This is a genomic window from Halobacteriovorax sp. XZX-3 (assembly GCF_043196495.1).
Classification (GTDB): domain Bacteria; phylum Bdellovibrionota; class Bacteriovoracia; order Bacteriovoracales; family Bacteriovoracaceae; genus Halobacteriovorax_A.
The window spans coordinates 1,124,354-1,142,878 of sequence record NZ_JBEBMO010000001.1 but is presented as its reverse complement, the minus strand read 5'-3'; the positions used below and the strand labels follow the sequence as shown (position 1 = coordinate 1,142,878).

Sequence of the window (18,525 nt, the reverse complement as noted above, 5' to 3'; positions counted from 1 at the left end):
GATCCAAATATGAATTCAAAAACTGTAACACTAACACCACTTTTTCCAACAACAGAATGGGCCTGGGATATTTCAAAGGATCAAGGTAATACGGTTCGTATTTTACATCCTTCAGGAAATGTTTTTATTTCACAAGTGATTTTAAATCGTCAGTCTCGTTTAGAAGGTAACGAACAAAAGATTTATGACCTTAATTTAAAAGATGTCGATCTTATCGCTTATATTATGGATTACTTCATTAACAAGGCCACAACGAAACTTAATCGCGGTAATGCCATGATTGTTGCTGGAAACCTTGTTAGTAGTTATCGTTTTCGTCTACCTTTAGGACCGGAAACACTTCCACTTGAAGATCAAAAGACTACCTTTGGTGAATACCGTAAGTTTGGTGAACACAAGCTCTTCATGCAAGGTGAGGAGTTAAATGTTTTCGTTATTGGAAAAGAAGGCAAGAATGAGTTCTATGCCGTAACACTCAATGATACAAAAATTGGGGACTTCAATATTCCTAAACTTGAGCTTTTAAAATTTCCTCGTTCATACTTTAGACAAAGCTTTGATTAACAACGTTTGTTAAGTAGCTGATTTTACATGGTGTTTCTTCGCTCTATCTTTATATATTATACTGGGGTATAGTATAGTGAGCGGAGGTTAACGATGGCCCATATTCATCAAAATAAGAAAAAAATTATCACGCGAATAAGACGTATCAAGGGACAACTTGAAGCGGTTGAGCGTGCTCTTGAAGAAGATAAGGATTGCTACAGCATTCTACAAACTCTGGCCGCGTGTCGCGGTGGACTTAATGGCCTAACTGGAGAGTTGATTGAAGAACATGTGAAGAACCATGTGATGGTTTCACCACTTGACCCAAAGACTCCTCAGGATGAAGCTGCAATTGAATTAGTAAATTTAATAAAAACTTATTGGAAGTAAAGTATGAAACATAAAGAACATTTAGAACCACATAATTATGTCCTAGAAGATGATCGTCTAGGCTCAAATGAAAAGAGAACGATGCTTGTTATTCTTTTAACATTTGTCACGATGGTAGCAGAGATTGGCTATGGTTATTTTACGGGGTCAATGGCCTTACTTGCTGATGGCTGGCATATGGGCTCTCACGTTGGTGCACTTGGGATAACTGTTATCGTTTACCGCTTGGCACGTTCTGAAAAAATTAATGAAAAGCTTAGCTTTGGTGCAGGTAAGATGATTCCTTTGGGAGGCTACACAAGTGCGCTTATGTTGGGAATTGTTGCTATTGTGATGGGAGTTGAATCTATTGGCCGCTTTTTAAATCCAATGGAAATTAAATTTGAAACGGCCATCCTTGTGGCCATCATTGGTTTAATTGTAAATATCCTAAGTGCAGTTCTTCTATGGGACTCCCATGATCATCATCATGGACATGATCACGGTCACAGTCACGATCACAGTCATGGCCATAACCATGTTCATGACCACAACCACCGCTCAGCACTTCTTCATGTTATTGCCGATGCTCTAACTTCTGTCATGGCCATTGCTGCACTCTTTGCTGGAAAGTATTTTGGTTGGAACTGGGCCGATCCTATTATTGGAATTCTAGGTGCCATCGTTATCTTAAAATGGGCATGGGGACTTGCTAAAGATACAGTCTGGGAACTACTTGATGGGAACTCTAAATTATTTGATGAGGAAGAGATTAGAAAACTTTTCTCTCACGATGATGATATAGAAATAGCAGACCTTCACCTCTGGAGAATTGCTCCAAATGCTCATGCTTGTGAAGTGATGATTTACAATTGTAATTTGAAGGGGAGTGAATACTACCGCGAGAAAATTTTAGCTAAGTACAATATTTCTCATCTCATTGTGGAAGAGCGTCTTTGTACAAATTCATAATTTTATAAGTATTTAAAATGCCGTATTTTTGGGGCAGCAATGCCCCATCTTTTTAGTCTACCTCTTATCATTTCAGTACTTTATTTGCCGATTTTTAATTTGTATTAAAATTCTCATACGAATTTAATTGAGCTCGTCGATAAAGAGGCGAAATGATGAAGATATTTAAGAAATCATACATTCATATTTTATGCCTACAGCTACTGGTTACTAGTTGTGTGCCTGAGATTCAACGTCGTGAAAATTCACGTGGAGAAGTTCAGGTAAGCAATATTAGTGTTCAAGGTGATAAGCTTAGAATTGTAGGTTCAAGTCTTCATAAGGTTGAAAATATTCGCATCACTGATAAGAGTGGGACGACTTCAGACTTTTCAATTGGATCGCAAAATGAGGGAGAAATCATTGCAGATGCTCTTTCGAATACTCTTCTTCCTCTAAATCAAATTCTTACGATGACTTTGCAAAGTGCAAATGGTGCAAGCACGTTTACGATTAATGTTGATCTTCCAGATCTTGGTGCTTCTCATGGGCAGATACTCCAATACAATGCCATCACAAGAAAGTGGGCACCTGCTAATCAACCAACTTCTAGCGTTACCTCTGTTAATGGAAAGTTAGGTGCGGTTAATCTCACAGTTGATGATCTTTACGATACAGATACAAGTGGAGCAATCTCAGGCTCAATTTTAAAGTTCAATGGAACAAATTGGGTTATTGGTACAGATGAAGGCGGTTCTTCAACAAATGCAACTTCAATTCACAATCGACTCGTTTCGAATATCACTCCTACTGATGGCCAGGCACTTGTTTGGAGCAGTACTAATTCTTCTTGGGTTCCTTCAACTATCGCAAGCGGTGGTGGAGGTGGAACTGGAGAGGCCAATACAGTTTACTCAACTGGTGGAACTTCAATCTTCAAACAAAAAGTTGGTAGTCAGCTTCAGTTTAAAGGTCTTTCTCCATCTTCTGATATTAATATTACTGAAGGATCAAACTCTCTTGGTCTTCAAATAAGCACAGCAAATGGTGCAAACCAACTTCTAAGACTTGATTCTCTTGGAAGACTACCTGCTCTTGATGGTTCGCAGTTAACAGGCATCTCTGGTGGAGGTGGTGGAAGTGGTGAAACTAACACGATGTCGACGGCATCTGGTGCTTCTATCTTTAAGCAAAAGTCTGGTGTGGACTTTGTTATGCGTGGTATTTTAGGTTCATCTGATTTCGTTATTAATGAGAGTACAAATACAGTTGATTTTCAAATCAATACGGCCAACGGTGCCAATCAACTTCTAAGATTAGATTCTTCTGGTCGTCTTCCGGCACTCGACGGTTCTTTGCTAACTGGAATCGCAGCAGGTGGTGGGGATACAACTTTACAATCACGAGATGTTTCTGCTGCCGCACCTACAAATGGTCAGGCACTTTTATGGAATGATGTAAGTCAGCAGTGGGAGCCTGCCACTATTACTGCTGGAGGTGCTGGTGGTGAAGTTAATACGGCCTCAAGTGCAGGTGGCGAAGCAATTTATCAAAATAAAGTAGGCTCAAACTTAGTCTTTAAAGGGCTATCAAATACTACTGATATTTCTTTAACAGGAAATGCAAATGATATTCAAATCGGAATAAATACTTCAAATGGAGCGGGACAGATTCTTCGTCTTGACTCTTTCGGACGTCTTCCTGCACTAGATGGATCTCTTTTAACTGGTATTGCGGCTTCTGCATCAGGTGATGCTGTTAGCTTACAAACGAGGGATATTTCATCAACTGCGCCAACTGATGGCCAGGTTCTTACTTGGAATAATTCTGTTTCAGAGTGGGAGCCTCAAACACTTGCTGCTGCAAGCTCTGATGCGACAACTCTTCAGACTCGCAATGTTGCGACAACTGCTCCTGCCGATGGACAGGCGCTTGTTTGGAATAACGGAACTTCACAGTGGGAGCCACAAACGATTATTTCTGGTGGTGGGTCTGGTGAGAATAACACAATCTCAAGTGCTGGAGGAGTTTCACTTTTCAAGCAAAAATCGGGTGTTGATTTAATTCTTAAAGGTCTTCAAGGATCTACAGACTTCACTGTTTCTGGTAGTACGAATACTGTTGATCTACAGATCAATACATCAAATGGTGCAAATCAACTTTTAAGACTGGATGCCTCTGGTCGTCTACCTGCGATTGATGGATCTCTTCTAACAGGGATTGCTGGTGGAAGCTCTGATGCAACAGCAATTCAATCTCGTACAGTATCTGCTGTTGCTCCTGCCAATGGACAAGCTCTTTTATGGAATAGTACAAGCTCTCAATGGGAGCCAACTACAATTGTTACTGGTGGTGCCGGTGGTGAAGCCAATACTGCTTCTAGTGCTGGAGGAGAAGGTTTATTCCAAGCAAAAGTTGGAACGAATCTCGTCTTTAAAGGTTTAACTGGTGGAAGTGATATTACTCTGACAGGTAATACTAATGATGTTCAAATTAATGTAACAACTGCAAATGCGGCCAACGAGCTTCTAAGACTTGATGCTTTCGGACGTTTGCCTGCTGTTGATGGTTCACAGTTAACTGGTATTGCTACATCGGATAATACAATTCAATCTCGTGCCGTTGCTTCTACTGCTCCTACTGATGGGCAGGCCCTTGTATGGAATAACATTGCTTCTCAATGGGAGCCGCAAACAATAAGTGCGGGAGCAGGTGGGGAGTCTAATACGATTTCTAGTGTCGGTGGTGCTAGCTTATTTAAACAAAAGACAGGTGTTGATCTTGAATTAAAAGGTCTGACAGTAACGAGTGACCTTGCTATTACTGAAAATGTAAATGATGTTCAAGTGGGAGTTAATACTTCTAATGGAGCAAACCAATTACTACGTCTTGATGCTTCTGGACGACTACCTGCTATCGATGGTTCACAATTAACAGGTATTGCTGCCGCAGGTGAAGTCAATACGGCCAGTAATCTCGGTGGTTCTTACGGGGTATTTGCACAAAAGAATGGTAGCGAACTTCAATTCAAAGGTTTTAACTTTAGCACTGACTTTAGTATTTCTGATGTTGGTGACTATTACGACATAACTCTATTAACATCAAATGCGGGTGGAGAGTTACTTCGTCTTGAATTAGATGGTAAACTGCCTTCCTTAGATGCAACAAACCTGTATAATCTTCCTGCAAGTGATACGACATTACAATCTAGAAGTGTATCTCCAAATCCTCCTTCTAACGGACAAGTCTTAACTTGGAATGGTACTTTTTCTGAGTGGGAACCTGCGGATCTTACAGTATCTGGTGATGATCTTGGAAGTCACATGGCCACGCAGAACTTTCAAATTGGGGCCAATTATATTTCTTATTCTGGTCTAGATGAAGGTCTCTATGTAAACCTTGGTGGTAATGTTGGGATCGGAACAAATACACCAGCGGCCGATCTTCATATTTCGGACTCTCATGCGGAAATGAAAATTCAAGATTCTAATGTTGGAATTTCTTCTGAAGTAAACTTCACACTCCTTGCGGATGGTTCAGAAGCCGGTTTTGCGCTTCTTAATTCAAATTATGACTGGGCCGCAGATTTTCCTGATGCTTCATGGTCTGATGTCATGCTATTTCACTCAGCACCTGAAACAGCTAATGGAATGCGCATGCATGCATTTGCTGGAGACATTAATCTATCAGTTGGGGATGCCATTCTTACTGATGTGCTAAATGTAAACGGAACAAATGGAAACGTAGGGATTCTTACAACTACGCCAAGTGGGTCCTTTGCCTTAGATGTAAATGGATCAGTTAGAGGGACAGCAGCCTTTGACTCAACATCTGATGAGCGTCTCAAAAAGAAAGTGACATCGATCTCTAGTGAAATCTCAATTTTAGATAAGCTCTCTCTTCTAGATGGAGTTTATTTCGAGTGGAGAAAAGATGAATTTCCTCAAAAGAACTTTAAAGAAGGAAGAGATATCGGTGTTATTGCTCAAAACGTAGAGAAGGTATTTCCTGAGGCCGTATCAAGAGATGAGAATGGTTATTTAAGTGTTGCTTACGCAAAATTAGTTGCGCCGCTTATTGAAGCTGTTAAGAGTTTATTTTCTATTTCAAAGGATCAGGGAAGAGATATTGCTTCTCTTGAGGCCAGAACTAAAAAGCTTGAAGAAGAGAATCAGATGCTTAAGCAAGCTCTTTGTGAAATGAATCCGAAAGCGAAGATTTGTCAAAGCAAACAATCTAAGTAGTCGTAATTACAAAAGACTCCCATGGTTTTACAGAAGATTTTATAGGCTCCCTTGAATTTGGCGGCGACGCGTTATAGAAATCCATCTAGAACAAAAACACGGGACGATTCTATGAGATCTATTTATCTATCACTTTTGATAGCGTTAACAACATTTAGCGCACATTCTGCCATGGCCCAAACGACTAAGCAGAAATTCTGTAAAGAAAGAGAAAATAAGCACTTTGTTAGGAATCAGATGATGACAAAGATAAGTGCTCACATGGGCTTTAGAAATTACGGAGGCCTTCTTAATGGTGGTGTTTGTTGGTGGCACTCGCGCTTTCATCGTAATGCCCTTTATCTTGGAATCTTTAGGCCAGAGTATTCGAAACCATCAGAAGATGAAGCGAAGACTATCATAAAAGCAATTCGTCGAGGCCGTAGTGTCGTTGAGATTCCTGGTTATCGAAACTTAAGAGAGTTCTCAATTGATAATGATCACTTAATTCAAAATGAACTTGAGGCCTGGCAAAGAACTGATGGGTTTATTAATCAGCAGTGGGTGATTGGTTTACTTGGAACAGCTAAGCGAAGCGAAAATGGTATGAGAAAGATGATGGATGGACTTTATGATCGCGTTGTTAATCAAGGTGATGTGACTTATCAGAAATTACAAATTAAGGGAATCGATGCTCACGCTTGGCTTGTTGTGGATATGAAGAAGACGAGAACAGGTTATACTCTTTATGCAGTTGATAGTAATTTTCCTGGAGAGCTGCAAAAGGTTCGCTACAATTATGGAGATAAATTCTTTCACTATAATCGTTGGTATGGAGAGTTTGCTCCGTATACGGGAAGGAAAGTTGAGATCAAAAGAGTTAAGAAAGTAATTAAAGAATTTTGCGAATAAAAAAAAGGGAGCTATTAAGCTCCCTTTCTTTTTTATCTATGTTGCTTTTATTAAGCTTCATCAATTGAGAAATTTTCCATCTGATCAAAGTTTAGGTAACGATAGATTGAATCGTCCTTACCTTGAAGTGGTTGCATCATCTCTAGGTACTCATCTGGTTTTGGTAGGTAACCAAGTTTTGCAGCGATAGCAGCAAGCTCAGCAGATCCTAAGTAAACACGAGCATCTTTACCCATACGGTTATTGAAGTTACGAGTTGAAGTTGAGAACACTGTTACACCATCTTTAACACGTGCTTGGTTACCCATACATAGTGAACAACCTGGCATTTCAAGTCTAGCACCAGCAGCAGCGAACTTCGCGTAGAAACCTTCTCTTGTTAGTTGATCTTGATCCATTTTTGTTGGAGGACAAATCCAAAGTCTTGCATCAGCTTGACCTTGACCTTCAAGAACAGTTGCTGCCGCTCTGAAGTGACCGATATTTGTCATACAAGAACCGATGAATACTTCATCAATTTTATCACCTTGAACATCGCTTAGTTTCTTAACGTCATCTGGATCGTTTGGACAAGCAACGATTGGCTCTTTCATTTCATCAAGATTGATTTCGATAACAGCAGCGTACTCAGCATTTGCATCCGCTTCCATCAGCTCACCATTTTCAATCCAATCATTAACTTCTGCGATACGTCTCTCTAGTGTTCCAACGTGTCCAAAACCGTTTGCGATCATTGACTGCATAAGAGCAACGTTTGATCTTAAGTATTCAACTACTGTTTCACGGCTTAGTTTAATTGTTGAACCAGCAGCACTTCTTTCTGCAGTTGCATCAGTAAGTTCGAATGCTTGCTCAAGTTTAAGATCTGGAAGACCTTCCATTTCTAGAATACGACCAGCAAAAATATTTTTCTTACCTTTCTTTTCTACAGTTAGTAGGCCTTCTTGAATTGCTTGGTAAGGAATCATGTTAACAACGTCACGAAGAGTGATACCTGGTTGTAACTTTCCTGTGAAACGTACAAGAACTGATTCTGGCATATCAAGTGGCATAACACCAAGTGCCGCAGCAAATGCGACAAGCCCTGATCCTGCTGGGAATGAAATTCCAAGAGGGAAGCGAGTGTGAGAGTCACCACCAGTACCAACAGTATCTGGAATTAGAAGACGGTTAAGCCAAGAGTGGATAATACCATCACCTGGTCTTAGTGCTACACCTTCTCTGTTTCTGATATATTCTGGAAGAGTTGCGTGAGTGATAACGTCACTTGGCTTTGGATAAGCAGCTGTGTGACAGAATGATTGCATTACAAGATCAGCATTGAACTTTAGACATGCAAGCTCAGTCATCTCATCTCTTGTCATTGGCCCAGTTGTATCTTGTGAACCAACTGTTGTCATTTTTGGAAGACATGAAGTACCTGGAAGAATTCCTGTCACTCCACATGCTTTCCCAACCATTTTTTGAGCAAGAGTATAACCTTGACCTTCGTGTGCAAGAGTTGTGTGTGGCTTAGCAAAGATTCCTGAATCATCAGCAGTTCCTTGTCCAAGAGACGCTCTTGCTTTATCTGTTAGCATTTTTCCGATAATTAGAGGAACACGACCACCAGCTCTATACTCATCTAGAATTGTTTCTGGAGCAACATCGTACTTTGCAAGTTCGCTACCTTTCTCATCAAGGATCTTTCCTTCAAGTGGACGAACTTCAATTACTGTTCCTGTTGTAAGCGCTGATACATCAAATCCGTGGATTGGAAGAGCACCAGAGTCTTGAGCAGTGTTAAAGAAGATCGGAGCAATTGTTTGACCGATAATAACACCACCACGTCTCTTGTTAGGTACGAAAGGAATATCGTCACCAATACACCATAGAAGAGAGTTGATTGCTGACTTTCTAGAAGAACCTGTACCAACAACGTCACCAACGAAAGTAACAGGAAGGTTAAACTTTTCTTTAAGGTCTGAGATTTGCTTTGGACCTTCTGGGAAAAGTGATCCACCCATAACATTTGCGTGAAGAGGGATATCCGCTCTTGTAAATGCAAATGGAGCAGGAGAGAAGTCATCTGTATTGATTTCACCGTCTACTTTGTAAACGACAGTTTTGATTGACTCATCAACTTGTGGCTTATTAGTAAACCATTCTGCGTTTGCCCAAGATTCGATGATCTCTTTAGCAATAGCATTTCCACCATCTGCTAGTTTTTTAACGTCATCAAAAACGTTTACTGCAAGAGGAAGGTTTTTTAATTCTTTAGCAGCAAGCTTTGCAAGTGCTTCATCACTTCCTGCTACGATATCAGTTAGGCCTTGAAGGTTGAAACCACCAACCATTGTACCTAATAATTCAACTGCATATTCTTTTGAAATTAGTGAACAAGTGTGTGCACCTTTTGTAATACCAATTAGAAAGCTTGCCTTTACTTGTGCAGCAGGGTCAACACCTGGATTGATACGATCTTTTAAAAGATCTAAAAGCTCCTGAGTTGGCTCAGATTCAAGAAGTTTTACAACTTCTGTTGCTTGTTCTTTTGTTAATGCTAATGGAGGAATACCTTCTTTGGCCCTTTCCTCAACATGTGCGTGATAATCTTCTAGAAAATTAGACATAGATCCTCGACTTTTTGAGTTAAATTCAGTTTTTTGTATTTGATTTATACATGCTTTTTTATCATCTTTTCGGGCCTTTTGCTAGTCGTTATCAGCTTTAAGGAGGCTTGACTAAATTAACTTTTTTTAACTCAGTGCGTATCGTTTGGAAGACGATAGGTCAGACATGAAAAAGCAAGAATTCGAATTAGAGTTGGAAAAATTATGTGAACAAATCTTTTTTAAAGAGGAGTTGTTAGAATATATAAATGTACATAAATCTTATGTGCAGCATTTTTCTAAGCTCTTAATGAAAAGTCTTGGCTGTAATGTCCTAATGGGAGGGCCTGATTCAGGTATCTTTGGTGACATTGCGCTTCAAACAAGAAAACAAGTAAATTGGATTGAAGTTTATGCAGGGACAAAGGCGATTGTTGAGCTAAAGAATATCTATGGCCAAAAACGCTACTTGGCCATAAGCACTTCTAAGTTGTCTCACTTAGTGGCCATGTCAGATGAGAGTGATTTTACTCTCTTACTTAATGATGTCTTGCGACCAGGTTTTGTTGCAGGAATTGATTTTGACTTTTTGCGCTATAAAGGGGCCGCTTCCATAACGATTTCGAAATCTCGCGCAAGAGCAGCACAAAAGCATGGTGGAGCAATCTTTGAAAAAGTATTGCTCATTCATAATTTGGGGACAAGTGATTGTAAAAGATATGACTATAAGCCAGATTTAAAGTGTAATTCGATCAATCTAGCAGTGGATTATCGCCACTATAATATCATTTTGAATATTGAATCTGCTGCAGACGTGTCGACGGTGCGCAAACTCTACTTATCTCGAGGCTCTAACCTTAGAAATTACTTTGAAAAAGAAGGCAGTATCGATATCTATCATATGGATGTGAAGAGAAGCCCCCATTACGATGAAAACTTAAGTCTCGATAAATTTGATGGTGTTTACTTGAGTTGGCGTCCACATATTGTCGATAAGTACTTAATTGAAGAAGCGCAAAATCACCCTCAATTTCCACATTTTCCTTTTTCACAGGAAGATGATGGCGAAGAAGCAGCATAGCTTTTGGGCTTTGCTAAAATTGATCTTCATAGTAGATTGTTTATAAACATAACAAGTAGGTTATTTTATGAATCAATCACGTGTCGATCAATTAAGTCCAAAATATGTTTGGTCAAATTTTCAAAAATTACTAGATACTCCTAGGCCCAGCTACCACGAAGAGGCAGTACAAACTTTATTACTTCTATTTGGAAAGAGTTTAGGTTTAGAAACATATCGTGACGAAGTAAACAATGTCATTATCAAAAAGCCTGGTCAGCTAGGGGGGAAGAACTCGGCTCCTATTATCCTTCAAGGCCATCTTGATATGGTTGCTCAAAAAAATGAAGGTAACTTACATGATTTCAAAATAGATCCTATCACGACGATTATCGATGGTGATTGGGTACGTGCAAATGGAACAACTCTAGGTGCGGATAATGGTATTGGTTGTGCCTTTGCGATGGGACTTCTTGAAAGTAAAGATATTGCACACCCTCCATTAGAATGTGTTTTTACAGCTTGTGAAGAAGCAGGAATGCATGGAGCAATTGGGCTAAAGGGTGATCACTTCGAAGGTAAGATTATGCTTAATCTTGATACTGAAGAAGAAGATGAGCTAATTATTGGATGTGCCGGTGGTGTTGATTTAATTTTTGAAAAAGAATTTAATCAAATAGCTGCTAAAGGCGTACGTCAAAGAATTGCAATTAAAGGTTTAAAAGGTGGGCACTCTGGAATTGATATTCACCGTGGCCGTCTTAATGCAAATAAGTTAATCCCAAATGTTTTTGCAGGCGTTGATGATATCCAACTTGTATCAATAAAGGGCGGCTCTTTAAGAAATGCTATTGCAAGAGAAGCTTTTGTTGACTTCTATACAAGCGAAGTGAACCTTCCAAAGATTCGTGAAAACTTTGAATCTCTTTGGGAGAAAAATCAACATGCAGAAGGTGGCCTAAAATTTGAATTGGCCACTTTAAATGAAGAAGCAAATGCTCTTTCAATTGAGGACTCTAAGCTAGTTCTATCTGCAATTAGTAATTGTCAACACGGTGTAAAAGCTTGGGATCAACACTTTGAAGGTGTCGTGGAGACATCGACAAACTTAGGTGTTATCACTCTTGAAGCTGGAAAGTTTAATATGGCAAATCTCATTCGTAGTGCGAGTGAAGAGGCGAGAGATAACTTTGCTCAAGAAATGATTTCAGCTCAAAAAGATCTCGATGGGAAGGCCATTCTTGAAGGAGCATATCCTGGATGGAAACCAAATCCAGAATCTAAGATTCTTTCAATTACAGGAGAGGTCTTTAAAGACTTAAGAGGTAAAGCTCCTAAGATTTCATCTATTCACGCAGGTCTTGAATGTGGAATCCTTTCTAAAGCGATGCCTGATGTAGACATCATTAGCTTTGGCCCGACGATTACTGGTGCCCATTCTCCTGATGAGCAAGTTTCAATTGCTTCAGTTGAAAAGACTTGGCTTTTATTTTTAGAAGTCGTTAAAAGGCTAATGTAATGCTCACTATTGGCATACAAAATAATATTCTAACTCTCTTTGTTTATTTGATCGTAGTTCAAATACCAATGATTATCACTTACATCTTTGCTAAAGATTTAGGAATTTCTAATCTGTGGTTATACTTTGTTTGTCTTATAATTGGACTCAGGATCGCTTTTTTTAAAGATCAGCACTTTAAAAAGAAAATCGAATCAAAGCTATTTAAACAACTTCAGTTAAAGAATGGTAAATCTCCTTCAAAAAGTGAGATTGTTAAGGCCTTGAATTTAACGATAAGCCTCAGAGATATAATTTTCTTTGGTAACTTAATTATCGTATTAATTTTAACGGCAATTTTTAATCAATTTTAAGTTCGATAAAATGACGTAATCTCGATAAGAATGGTGTGGAATATAAGTATATTTACACCATTCTTATTCTCATCTTTCTTCTTGAAGGCTGCCAAGAACGTAGTCGTACGATTAGTTCTGTCAATACTACTCAGCAACTTGTAAAAGGATCCCTTACAGCACATTTAGTCTCTAGAAGATTAAATGGACAAAGAGTTGTTATTGAAGGGGAATGTACAAATAATCTTTTGATATCTTTTTTTTCAAATAACTTGGCAAGAGATCAGGCATACTCTTCTCAATGCTTTGATGACAAGTATCGCAAGGTTTTATTCTTTCAAGATAATATCGAAGGTCGCCAGGACGTTTTTATTACTCAAGATGGTTATTCAATTACCATTTCAATTCCTAATGTGGTGACAAAGAAGCCTGGAAAAGTTGTCGTTGATACGCCGATGGCCGGATATTACTACGGGCGTACTATTTACGTTTCTGGTCGATGTAAGAAAAAAGGAACGGTCTTTATAAGAGGTAGCTATATTGCAGACTTTGTGAAAACTGCAGGTTGTTCTAACGGTATATTTCTTGCGCCAATCTATTTTTCAAAAATCAATGCCGAAAGTATTGAGACTTATCTTTATATTAATCAAGTTGATGAATATGGTAACAGTTCTGATTTTACTGTTAGGCCAATTAAATTTAGAAATGATGATCATTCAATTTTTCTAAGTGAGACTATCGTCGGTGTCTTTGATGATAACCTCGATATCATCGGTACTTGTAAAGGTTTTGATCGCGTTAGTGTTGATGGGAATATTATTGACTGTCTCAATGGAAACTTCAGTTATAAACTTGATATTTTGGCACGAAAGAAGTCTGGACAAATGCTTTACCAGGTTCCTATCGAAGGGTTAAATGGGGACTTTCGATCAAATCTTAGAATGTTGTTTTATTATTTTAAGCAAGCCGAAACTTCACCTCACTTTATTGCTCCTAAAGGAAAGTACGATGAAGGGGCAAGAGGTCGTCATATTATCAGTGGGACCTGTGGTCGCTCTTATCTCAATGGTCATGTAAGGTTATACACAAAAAAATCAGAGAATATTATTCTTAATGGCCATAACATCCCTCTAAGACAAGATGATGGCGCATTTATTGTTTATCCTGAAGAATATGATCTTGAGGGGGAGACAACCATCTTTGCAGAATGCCATGACTTCTATATTGATTATAAAACAAATAATTTTTCAACTTCATTTGATTATATTCCTTCAGATGATATTAGACTTGCCCCTAAGGGAATTGATATCTTTTCGATGGATCATCTAATCGAAGGCGACTGTTCTCAAGGGAGCTATGTTCGCTTACTTGATGTGAGCAATGAAAATGTTGAACAGGTTAATTGTCTTAATGGACATTACTCGATGATCAACTCTAGTTCTCATATGCTTTCTAGAAATCAATATGAAATTTATGAAGTAAATCTCTTTGAAAGTTATCAAGGTGCAAAGCAGGTGATTGATGTTAACTATAATTACTCCGTCGCATTTCCATATCGCTTTATTCATGAATCTCCGGTTCCTAACTGGGGCTCAAAGGTGGCTCCGTTAAGGTTTTATTGGAATCATCAATACAAGTCAGAGGTAAATGAGATTTACTACGGATACTACTCTAAAGAAAGTTATCTACAAGTTGAATGGAAGAAACTCCCGCAAAATACAAATCAACTACTTCTTGATGGCCATGATTTAATTAGATTAGGTTATAAAGAGTGTGAAGAGGTTCAAGTATACTTTCAATCAGTTGATAAGAGGAATCGAAAATCAGTCATTATCGAGACAAATCCTATACGTTTTGATTTTACCCCTCCTGATGAAAAAGAAGTTGCTCGAATTGATTATTCACCATTATTTAGAAAACAATTACCAAAATTCCACTTTAAAGATGCCGATGATAATTGTGTGAGTGCTGATAAACTATTTTATAAGTACACTCTTTATCAAGTGATCCTCTCTGGTGAAAATGAATCCGAAATATTGGACCGTAAAACGATTGATGAGTTCACTGTATCAAATCATTTCAGTGAGAATTTTTTTAAAAGAAAATATGATCTTGAGGGGTTCTATCAAATAGGGGTGACAATAATTGATCGAGGTCAAAATGCAACAAAAGAATATTTATCAACAATTTTCTCATGGAAGTAGAGAGAACGAGGGGGCATGGAGGCCCCCGTTTTATTTTAGTAATGCCAAGGAAATTGTGAGAAGTCTTTTTCACGCTTTTCAACGAAAGCATCACGGCCTTCTTGTGCTTCAGCAGTTCCGTAAGCTAGGCGAGTTGCTTCACCAGCAAAAAGCTGTTGACCAACTAAACCATCATCAAGAAGATTGAATCCAAATTTAAGCATACGCATTGCTGTTGGTGACTTTGAATTCATCTCTTTGGCCCACTCAAGCGCAACCTTCTCAAGGTCTGCATGAGGAACAACTTTATTTACCATACCCATTTGAAATGCTTCTTCGGCGCTATAGTTGAAACCACAGAAGAAGATTTCACGTGCACGTTTTTGTCCACATTGACGAGCAAGATATGCTGAACCGTAACCAGAGTCAAATGAAGCAACGTCTGGATCCGTTTGTTTAAAGATTGCATGCTCTTTTGAAGCGATCGTCATGTCACAAACTACGTGAAGTGAATGTCCACCACCAACTGCCCAACCAGGAACTACTGCAACAACTACTTTTGGCATAAAACGAATTAGTCTTTGCACCTCAAGGATGTGAAGTCTTCCAAGTTTTGCTGGGTCTGGAGTTCCGTCACCATCAACATATTTATATCCGTCTTTTCCACGAATTCTTTGATCGCCACCTGAGCAGAATGCCCAACCACCATCTTTTGGTGATGGCCCGTTTCCTGTAATAAGAACAACACCAACATCACTCCACATTCTTGCGTGATCTAAGGCGCGGTAAAGCTCATCAACAGTTTGAGGTCTAAATGCGTTGCGACACTCTGGGCGATTGAATGCAATCCTAACTGTCCCTTGATCTACAGCGCGGTGGTATGTAATGTCCTTGAAATCGAAGCCTTCAACTTCTTTCCAAGCACTTGGGTCAAAAATATCTGAAACCATGTGATCTCCTTATTGTTTCGCTCAATATAAAATGCCTGAGCTAAAGTGTCATTCATAACTTTATGTGCGGCCAGTCTAAACAAAATGTCAGGGTTGTGAGTTAATGGATGGATGAAAAATCTCATTCTTATTACATTTCTATTCTTTTTAGCCTCCAATGTGAGTGCAGATGTAACTGTCGTTGTGGATGGTACTCGCTATTATTGTACTGAAGATGGCAGGCCACCTCAGGATCGTCAGTGGCGATGCGTTGCCCATTGTGCTTCAAGAACTTCTGACGGCGAATGTCGTAGGTATAAAGAAGATTTCTGTGGAATCAATGCGGCCTGTACTCCTTATTGCGATTCTCGTGCTTCAGACGGTGAATGTCGTCGCTACGGAGATGATATTTGTCGCTCAGAGGATTAGTAGGCAAATAGCTGACTAAGGCTTAATGACTTCAAGCTCTTCTATTTCAACATAGAAGTGCTTTGATTCGTTATCTGTTTCACCCTTCAGGAGAAAGAGGGTTTGATAATTATAGTCAGTATCTAGGCCAAATAACTTCTCAGGAATTCTCACGAGAATCATGCCCTCTTGGTCTTGAACGAGGTAGTAGTTATTTTTGAGCTTCTTATGAATTCGTGCTTTTAAAGCAACTTCTGCACCATCACTAGGGTTTCTCTTTAATATTGTCGAAGAGTAGACACTTCCTTGTTCTTGGCCCAAAAATGTTTTTGAACTGCCACAAGAAGTTAAAATAAAAATTAGCGTGGTAAGGAATAATTTATTCATAGCAATTATTATATTTAAGTCGTTGGCCTTTGACTATAGGGCAAGAGCTAGAGATAATTAACTCATGAAATTAATCACTCTCTTATTATTTACTCAATTATCATTTGCTAGTATTGGTGGGAAATGGATTGGTGAAGGTGTTGCAAAAACTCCAAAATCAACTCAAAAATGTTCTCAAATCTATTTTAAGCTTTTTTACGATGCTTCGAAATTTAAAATACAAGAGGGTGGATATAATTGTAATGGCCTTAGTGCTGAATATCCCTATTCTGTCTTTGAGGTAAGAGGGCCGCTTCTTTATTACAAAGGAGAGGTTTCTGGCTTCATTAACAATGACGAGCTTACAATTTATTCAAAAGAAGACGGCTTTACTTTACGTTTCTACTTCGTTGCAGAAGATGAAGTTGAAGTAAGTGAAACGTGGCAAGAAGGTAGTGATTATTTAACAATCAAATCAACACTTTTTAGAAAGTAGTTAGGCTGCCTTTTTAAAAGAGTCGACATGTTCTTTCTTCTCTAAAAATTCTTCAAACTCTCTACGCAGGGTCGCATCCACCATGCCGTCAGAAATATACTCTGCGATATAGTAGAAGCAATCGCGCCATGCTGTCTCTAGTTTAGGAGTCCAAGAATTCATATGAAAAAGCATTAATGTTTGAATGAAGGCTTCTTCAAATATTGGAAAATAAGTCTCTGAAACTTCGTATTTAATCTGGTTTCCGCCAAGTCCCTGCAGGTAGTATTTCAGGTATTCCGGGTTCTTTAAATTATTGACTGTTATACTTAGGGCCCTAATAAAGGATGCCTTTAGTTGCACTCGGTCAGCATGAGCAAATACTTTCTGCATACCTGGTTCGAGAATAACGACATTATCAAAGAAAGCATTTGTGAAATTTTTTAAATTGGGCTCAATTCTCGCAAATGATTCAATAATCAGATCCTTGTCAAAATTCATAAAGACTCCTTAGGGGTTTAATTTACTTGTCGTAGGCAACATTTTTTCTTTTGAACAAAGATTTCTTAAATTCTGCTTAAACCCTGTATTTACAGATTGTCTTCATTGGGAGAGTCTAGGGTTAATGAAAGTATTAGCGGTAAATAATTTAACTTATAATTTTGATCAAAAATCAATTTGTCAGTTTGATAAGATCTCTTTCGATCTCCATAAGGGTGAGGTTTTAACTCTTCTTGGTCCTTCTGGAACAGGCAAGACGACTTTATTTAATATTCTTACGGGAAAGCTAACTCCCTTAAGTGGAGAAGTTGAGAAGGCCGAGAACTTAAAAATTGAGATGGTTTCAGGTGTTGATAATCTTAACTGGGACCTAACGGTTTTTGAAAATATTGAAAGTCATTTACTGGCCCATGAGCCAAGTGCTGATACGAATCGCGTACGTGATATGATTGAAATCTTTGGCCTTGAATATAAAGATCATAAGAAGCTCGATCAACTTTCGGCGGGACAATTGCAAAGACTTCTTTTTGCGAGATCAATGGTTGTTGCACCAGACGTTCTTTTACTAGATGAACCATTTTCTAATATTGATGAATTTCTAAAGGCTACCTTGTGCCATGAAATTTTTGAAATTTTCAAAGAAAATGAAATCTCATTACTTTTTGTCACTCACAACTTGAAAGAAGCTTATTCATTAAGTGATCGAATTATTTATCTTAGTGGAGCAAAACTTCAAACATATCAAAGGCCTCAAGACTTCTATGACAGGCCACTCTCAATTGATGCCGCTCGTTTCGGGGGAATGATTAATCTCGTTGCAGGACCAATCACAGAGAGGAAAGGTGAGCGTGTCGTTGTTAAGAACGACTTTGGTCAATTTGAAGTAACTGATAATCTCAAAACAAATAATCAATTTGTTTATCTGGCCTTTCGTCCAAAATACCTAAAGCTTGTTGAAGGTGAGGGACAACTAAAAGGACGAGTTAAGTCGATAATTAGGCACGGAGAGTATGACTTTGTTGAAGTTGCGACAATGAATGCAAAAATTCTAAGATTCCAATTGGCCGACTCTTCTCAAGTGAGCATTGGCTCTCAAGTTAAACTAGCTATTGATCTTGAGAATGCCTTTCTTTTACCGGTTTAACCAAACTTTAAGAAAA

Annotated in this window: 16 protein-coding genes; 12 read left to right on the top strand and 4 right to left on the bottom strand. The window is 38.7% G+C overall.

Features of this window, described 5'->3' with window-relative positions; translation table 11 throughout:
- Window positions 1–9 precede the first annotated feature (9 nt).
- The 5 genes from ABMA70_RS05380 to ABMA70_RS05360 all read left to right on the top strand — a co-directional run bounded on the left by ABMA70_RS05380 (window position 10) and on the right by ABMA70_RS05360 (window position 7,001).
- Complete coding sequence (locus tag ABMA70_RS05380; protein WP_103216551.1) at window positions 10–564, top strand: hypothetical protein; 555 nt, start codon at window positions 10–12, stop codon at window positions 562–564.
- Window positions 565–657: 93 nt separating this feature from the next.
- Window positions 658–936 carry a metal/formaldehyde-sensitive transcriptional repressor gene (locus ABMA70_RS05375; RefSeq protein WP_103216553.1) on the top strand — a complete coding sequence of 93 codons (279 nt, stop codon included), beginning with the start codon at window positions 658–660 and terminating at the stop codon, window positions 934–936.
- A 3-nt stretch (window positions 937–939) separates the two neighbouring features.
- On the top strand, window positions 940–1,887 hold the full coding sequence (gene dmeF / locus ABMA70_RS05370) for a CDF family Co(II)/Ni(II) efflux transporter DmeF (protein ID WP_103216554.1): 948 nt from the start codon (window positions 940–942) through the stop codon (window positions 1,885–1,887).
- A 152-nt stretch (window positions 1,888–2,039) separates the two neighbouring features.
- Window positions 2,040–6,110, top strand: a complete 4,071-nt coding sequence (locus ABMA70_RS05365) for a tail fiber domain-containing protein (protein ID WP_392991105.1) — start codon at window positions 2,040–2,042, stop codon at window positions 6,108–6,110.
- Window positions 6,111–6,221: 111 nt separating this feature from the next.
- Window positions 6,222–7,001 carry a hypothetical protein gene (locus ABMA70_RS05360; protein WP_103216556.1) on the top strand — a complete coding sequence of 260 codons (780 nt, stop codon included), beginning with the start codon at window positions 6,222–6,224 and terminating at the stop codon, window positions 6,999–7,001.
- Between the two features lie 50 nt (window positions 7,002–7,051).
- On the opposite strand, the gene acnB is transcribed toward ABMA70_RS05360, so the two are convergent.
- Window positions 7,052–9,613, bottom strand: coding sequence for a bifunctional aconitate hydratase 2/2-methylisocitrate dehydratase (gene acnB, locus ABMA70_RS05355; protein ID WP_103216557.1), 2,562 nt, complete (start codon window positions 9,611–9,613; stop codon window positions 7,052–7,054).
- 166 nt (window positions 9,614–9,779) lie between these two features.
- On the opposite strand from acnB, the gene ABMA70_RS05350 reads away from it, so the two are divergent.
- The 4 genes from ABMA70_RS05350 (at window position 9,780) to ABMA70_RS05335 (ending at window position 14,707) form a co-directional block, all read left to right on the top strand.
- The gene (locus ABMA70_RS05350) at window positions 9,780–10,673 is read left to right on the top strand and encodes a hypothetical protein (RefSeq protein ID WP_103216558.1); all 894 of its coding nucleotides are present in this window, start codon (window positions 9,780–9,782) and stop codon (window positions 10,671–10,673) included.
- A 67-nt stretch (window positions 10,674–10,740) separates the two neighbouring features.
- On the top strand, window positions 10,741–12,171 hold the full coding sequence (gene pepD, locus ABMA70_RS05345; RefSeq protein WP_392991108.1) for a beta-Ala-His dipeptidase: 1,431 nt from the start codon (window positions 10,741–10,743) through the stop codon (window positions 12,169–12,171).
- Window positions 12,171–12,524 carry a hypothetical protein gene (locus ABMA70_RS05340; protein ID WP_103216560.1) on the top strand — a complete coding sequence of 118 codons (354 nt, stop codon included), beginning with the start codon at window positions 12,171–12,173 and terminating at the stop codon, window positions 12,522–12,524. Before pepD ends, ABMA70_RS05340 begins: the two co-directional genes overlap by 1 nt.
- 35 nt (window positions 12,525–12,559) lie before the next feature.
- A complete protein-coding gene (locus ABMA70_RS05335) occupies window positions 12,560–14,707 on the top strand; it encodes a hypothetical protein (RefSeq protein ID WP_392991110.1) in 2,148 nt (715 codons plus the stop codon).
- A gap of 35 nt (window positions 14,708–14,742) precedes the next feature.
- On the opposite strand, the gene ABMA70_RS05330 is transcribed toward ABMA70_RS05335, so the two are convergent.
- On the bottom strand, window positions 14,743–15,636 hold the full coding sequence (locus tag ABMA70_RS05330; protein ID WP_103216562.1) for a 1,4-dihydroxy-2-naphthoyl-CoA synthase: 894 nt from the start codon (window positions 15,634–15,636) through the stop codon (window positions 14,743–14,745).
- A gap of 111 nt (window positions 15,637–15,747) precedes the next feature.
- Here ABMA70_RS05330 and ABMA70_RS05325 point away from each other — a divergent pair, with 111 nt between their 5' ends.
- Entirely contained in the window at window positions 15,748–16,044 is a 297-nt protein-coding gene (locus tag ABMA70_RS05325) for a hypothetical protein (RefSeq protein WP_103216563.1), read from the top strand.
- Between the two features lie 15 nt (window positions 16,045–16,059).
- Here ABMA70_RS05325 and ABMA70_RS05320 read toward each other — a convergent pair whose 3' ends face one another.
- Window positions 16,060–16,410, bottom strand: coding sequence for a NirD/YgiW/YdeI family stress tolerance protein (locus tag ABMA70_RS05320; RefSeq protein WP_392991112.1), 351 nt, complete (start codon window positions 16,408–16,410; stop codon window positions 16,060–16,062).
- A 64-nt stretch (window positions 16,411–16,474) separates the two neighbouring features.
- On the opposite strand from ABMA70_RS05320, the gene ABMA70_RS05315 reads away from it, so the two are divergent.
- Window positions 16,475–16,885 (top strand): hypothetical protein, encoded by a 411-nt coding sequence (locus ABMA70_RS05315; RefSeq protein WP_392991115.1) that lies wholly within the window; start codon window positions 16,475–16,477, stop codon window positions 16,883–16,885.
- On the opposite strand, the gene ABMA70_RS05310 is transcribed toward ABMA70_RS05315, so the two are convergent.
- Window positions 16,886–17,365 carry a globin domain-containing protein gene (locus tag ABMA70_RS05310; RefSeq protein ID WP_392991117.1) on the bottom strand — a complete coding sequence of 160 codons (480 nt, stop codon included), beginning with the start codon at window positions 17,363–17,365 and terminating at the stop codon, window positions 16,886–16,888.
- A gap of 124 nt (window positions 17,366–17,489) precedes the next feature.
- Between ABMA70_RS05310 and ABMA70_RS05305 the strand changes: the two genes are divergently transcribed.
- Window positions 17,490–18,509 carry an ABC transporter ATP-binding protein gene (locus ABMA70_RS05305; protein WP_392991119.1) on the top strand — a complete coding sequence of 340 codons (1,020 nt, stop codon included), beginning with the start codon at window positions 17,490–17,492 and terminating at the stop codon, window positions 18,507–18,509.
- Window positions 18,510–18,525: the final 16 nt, after the last annotated feature.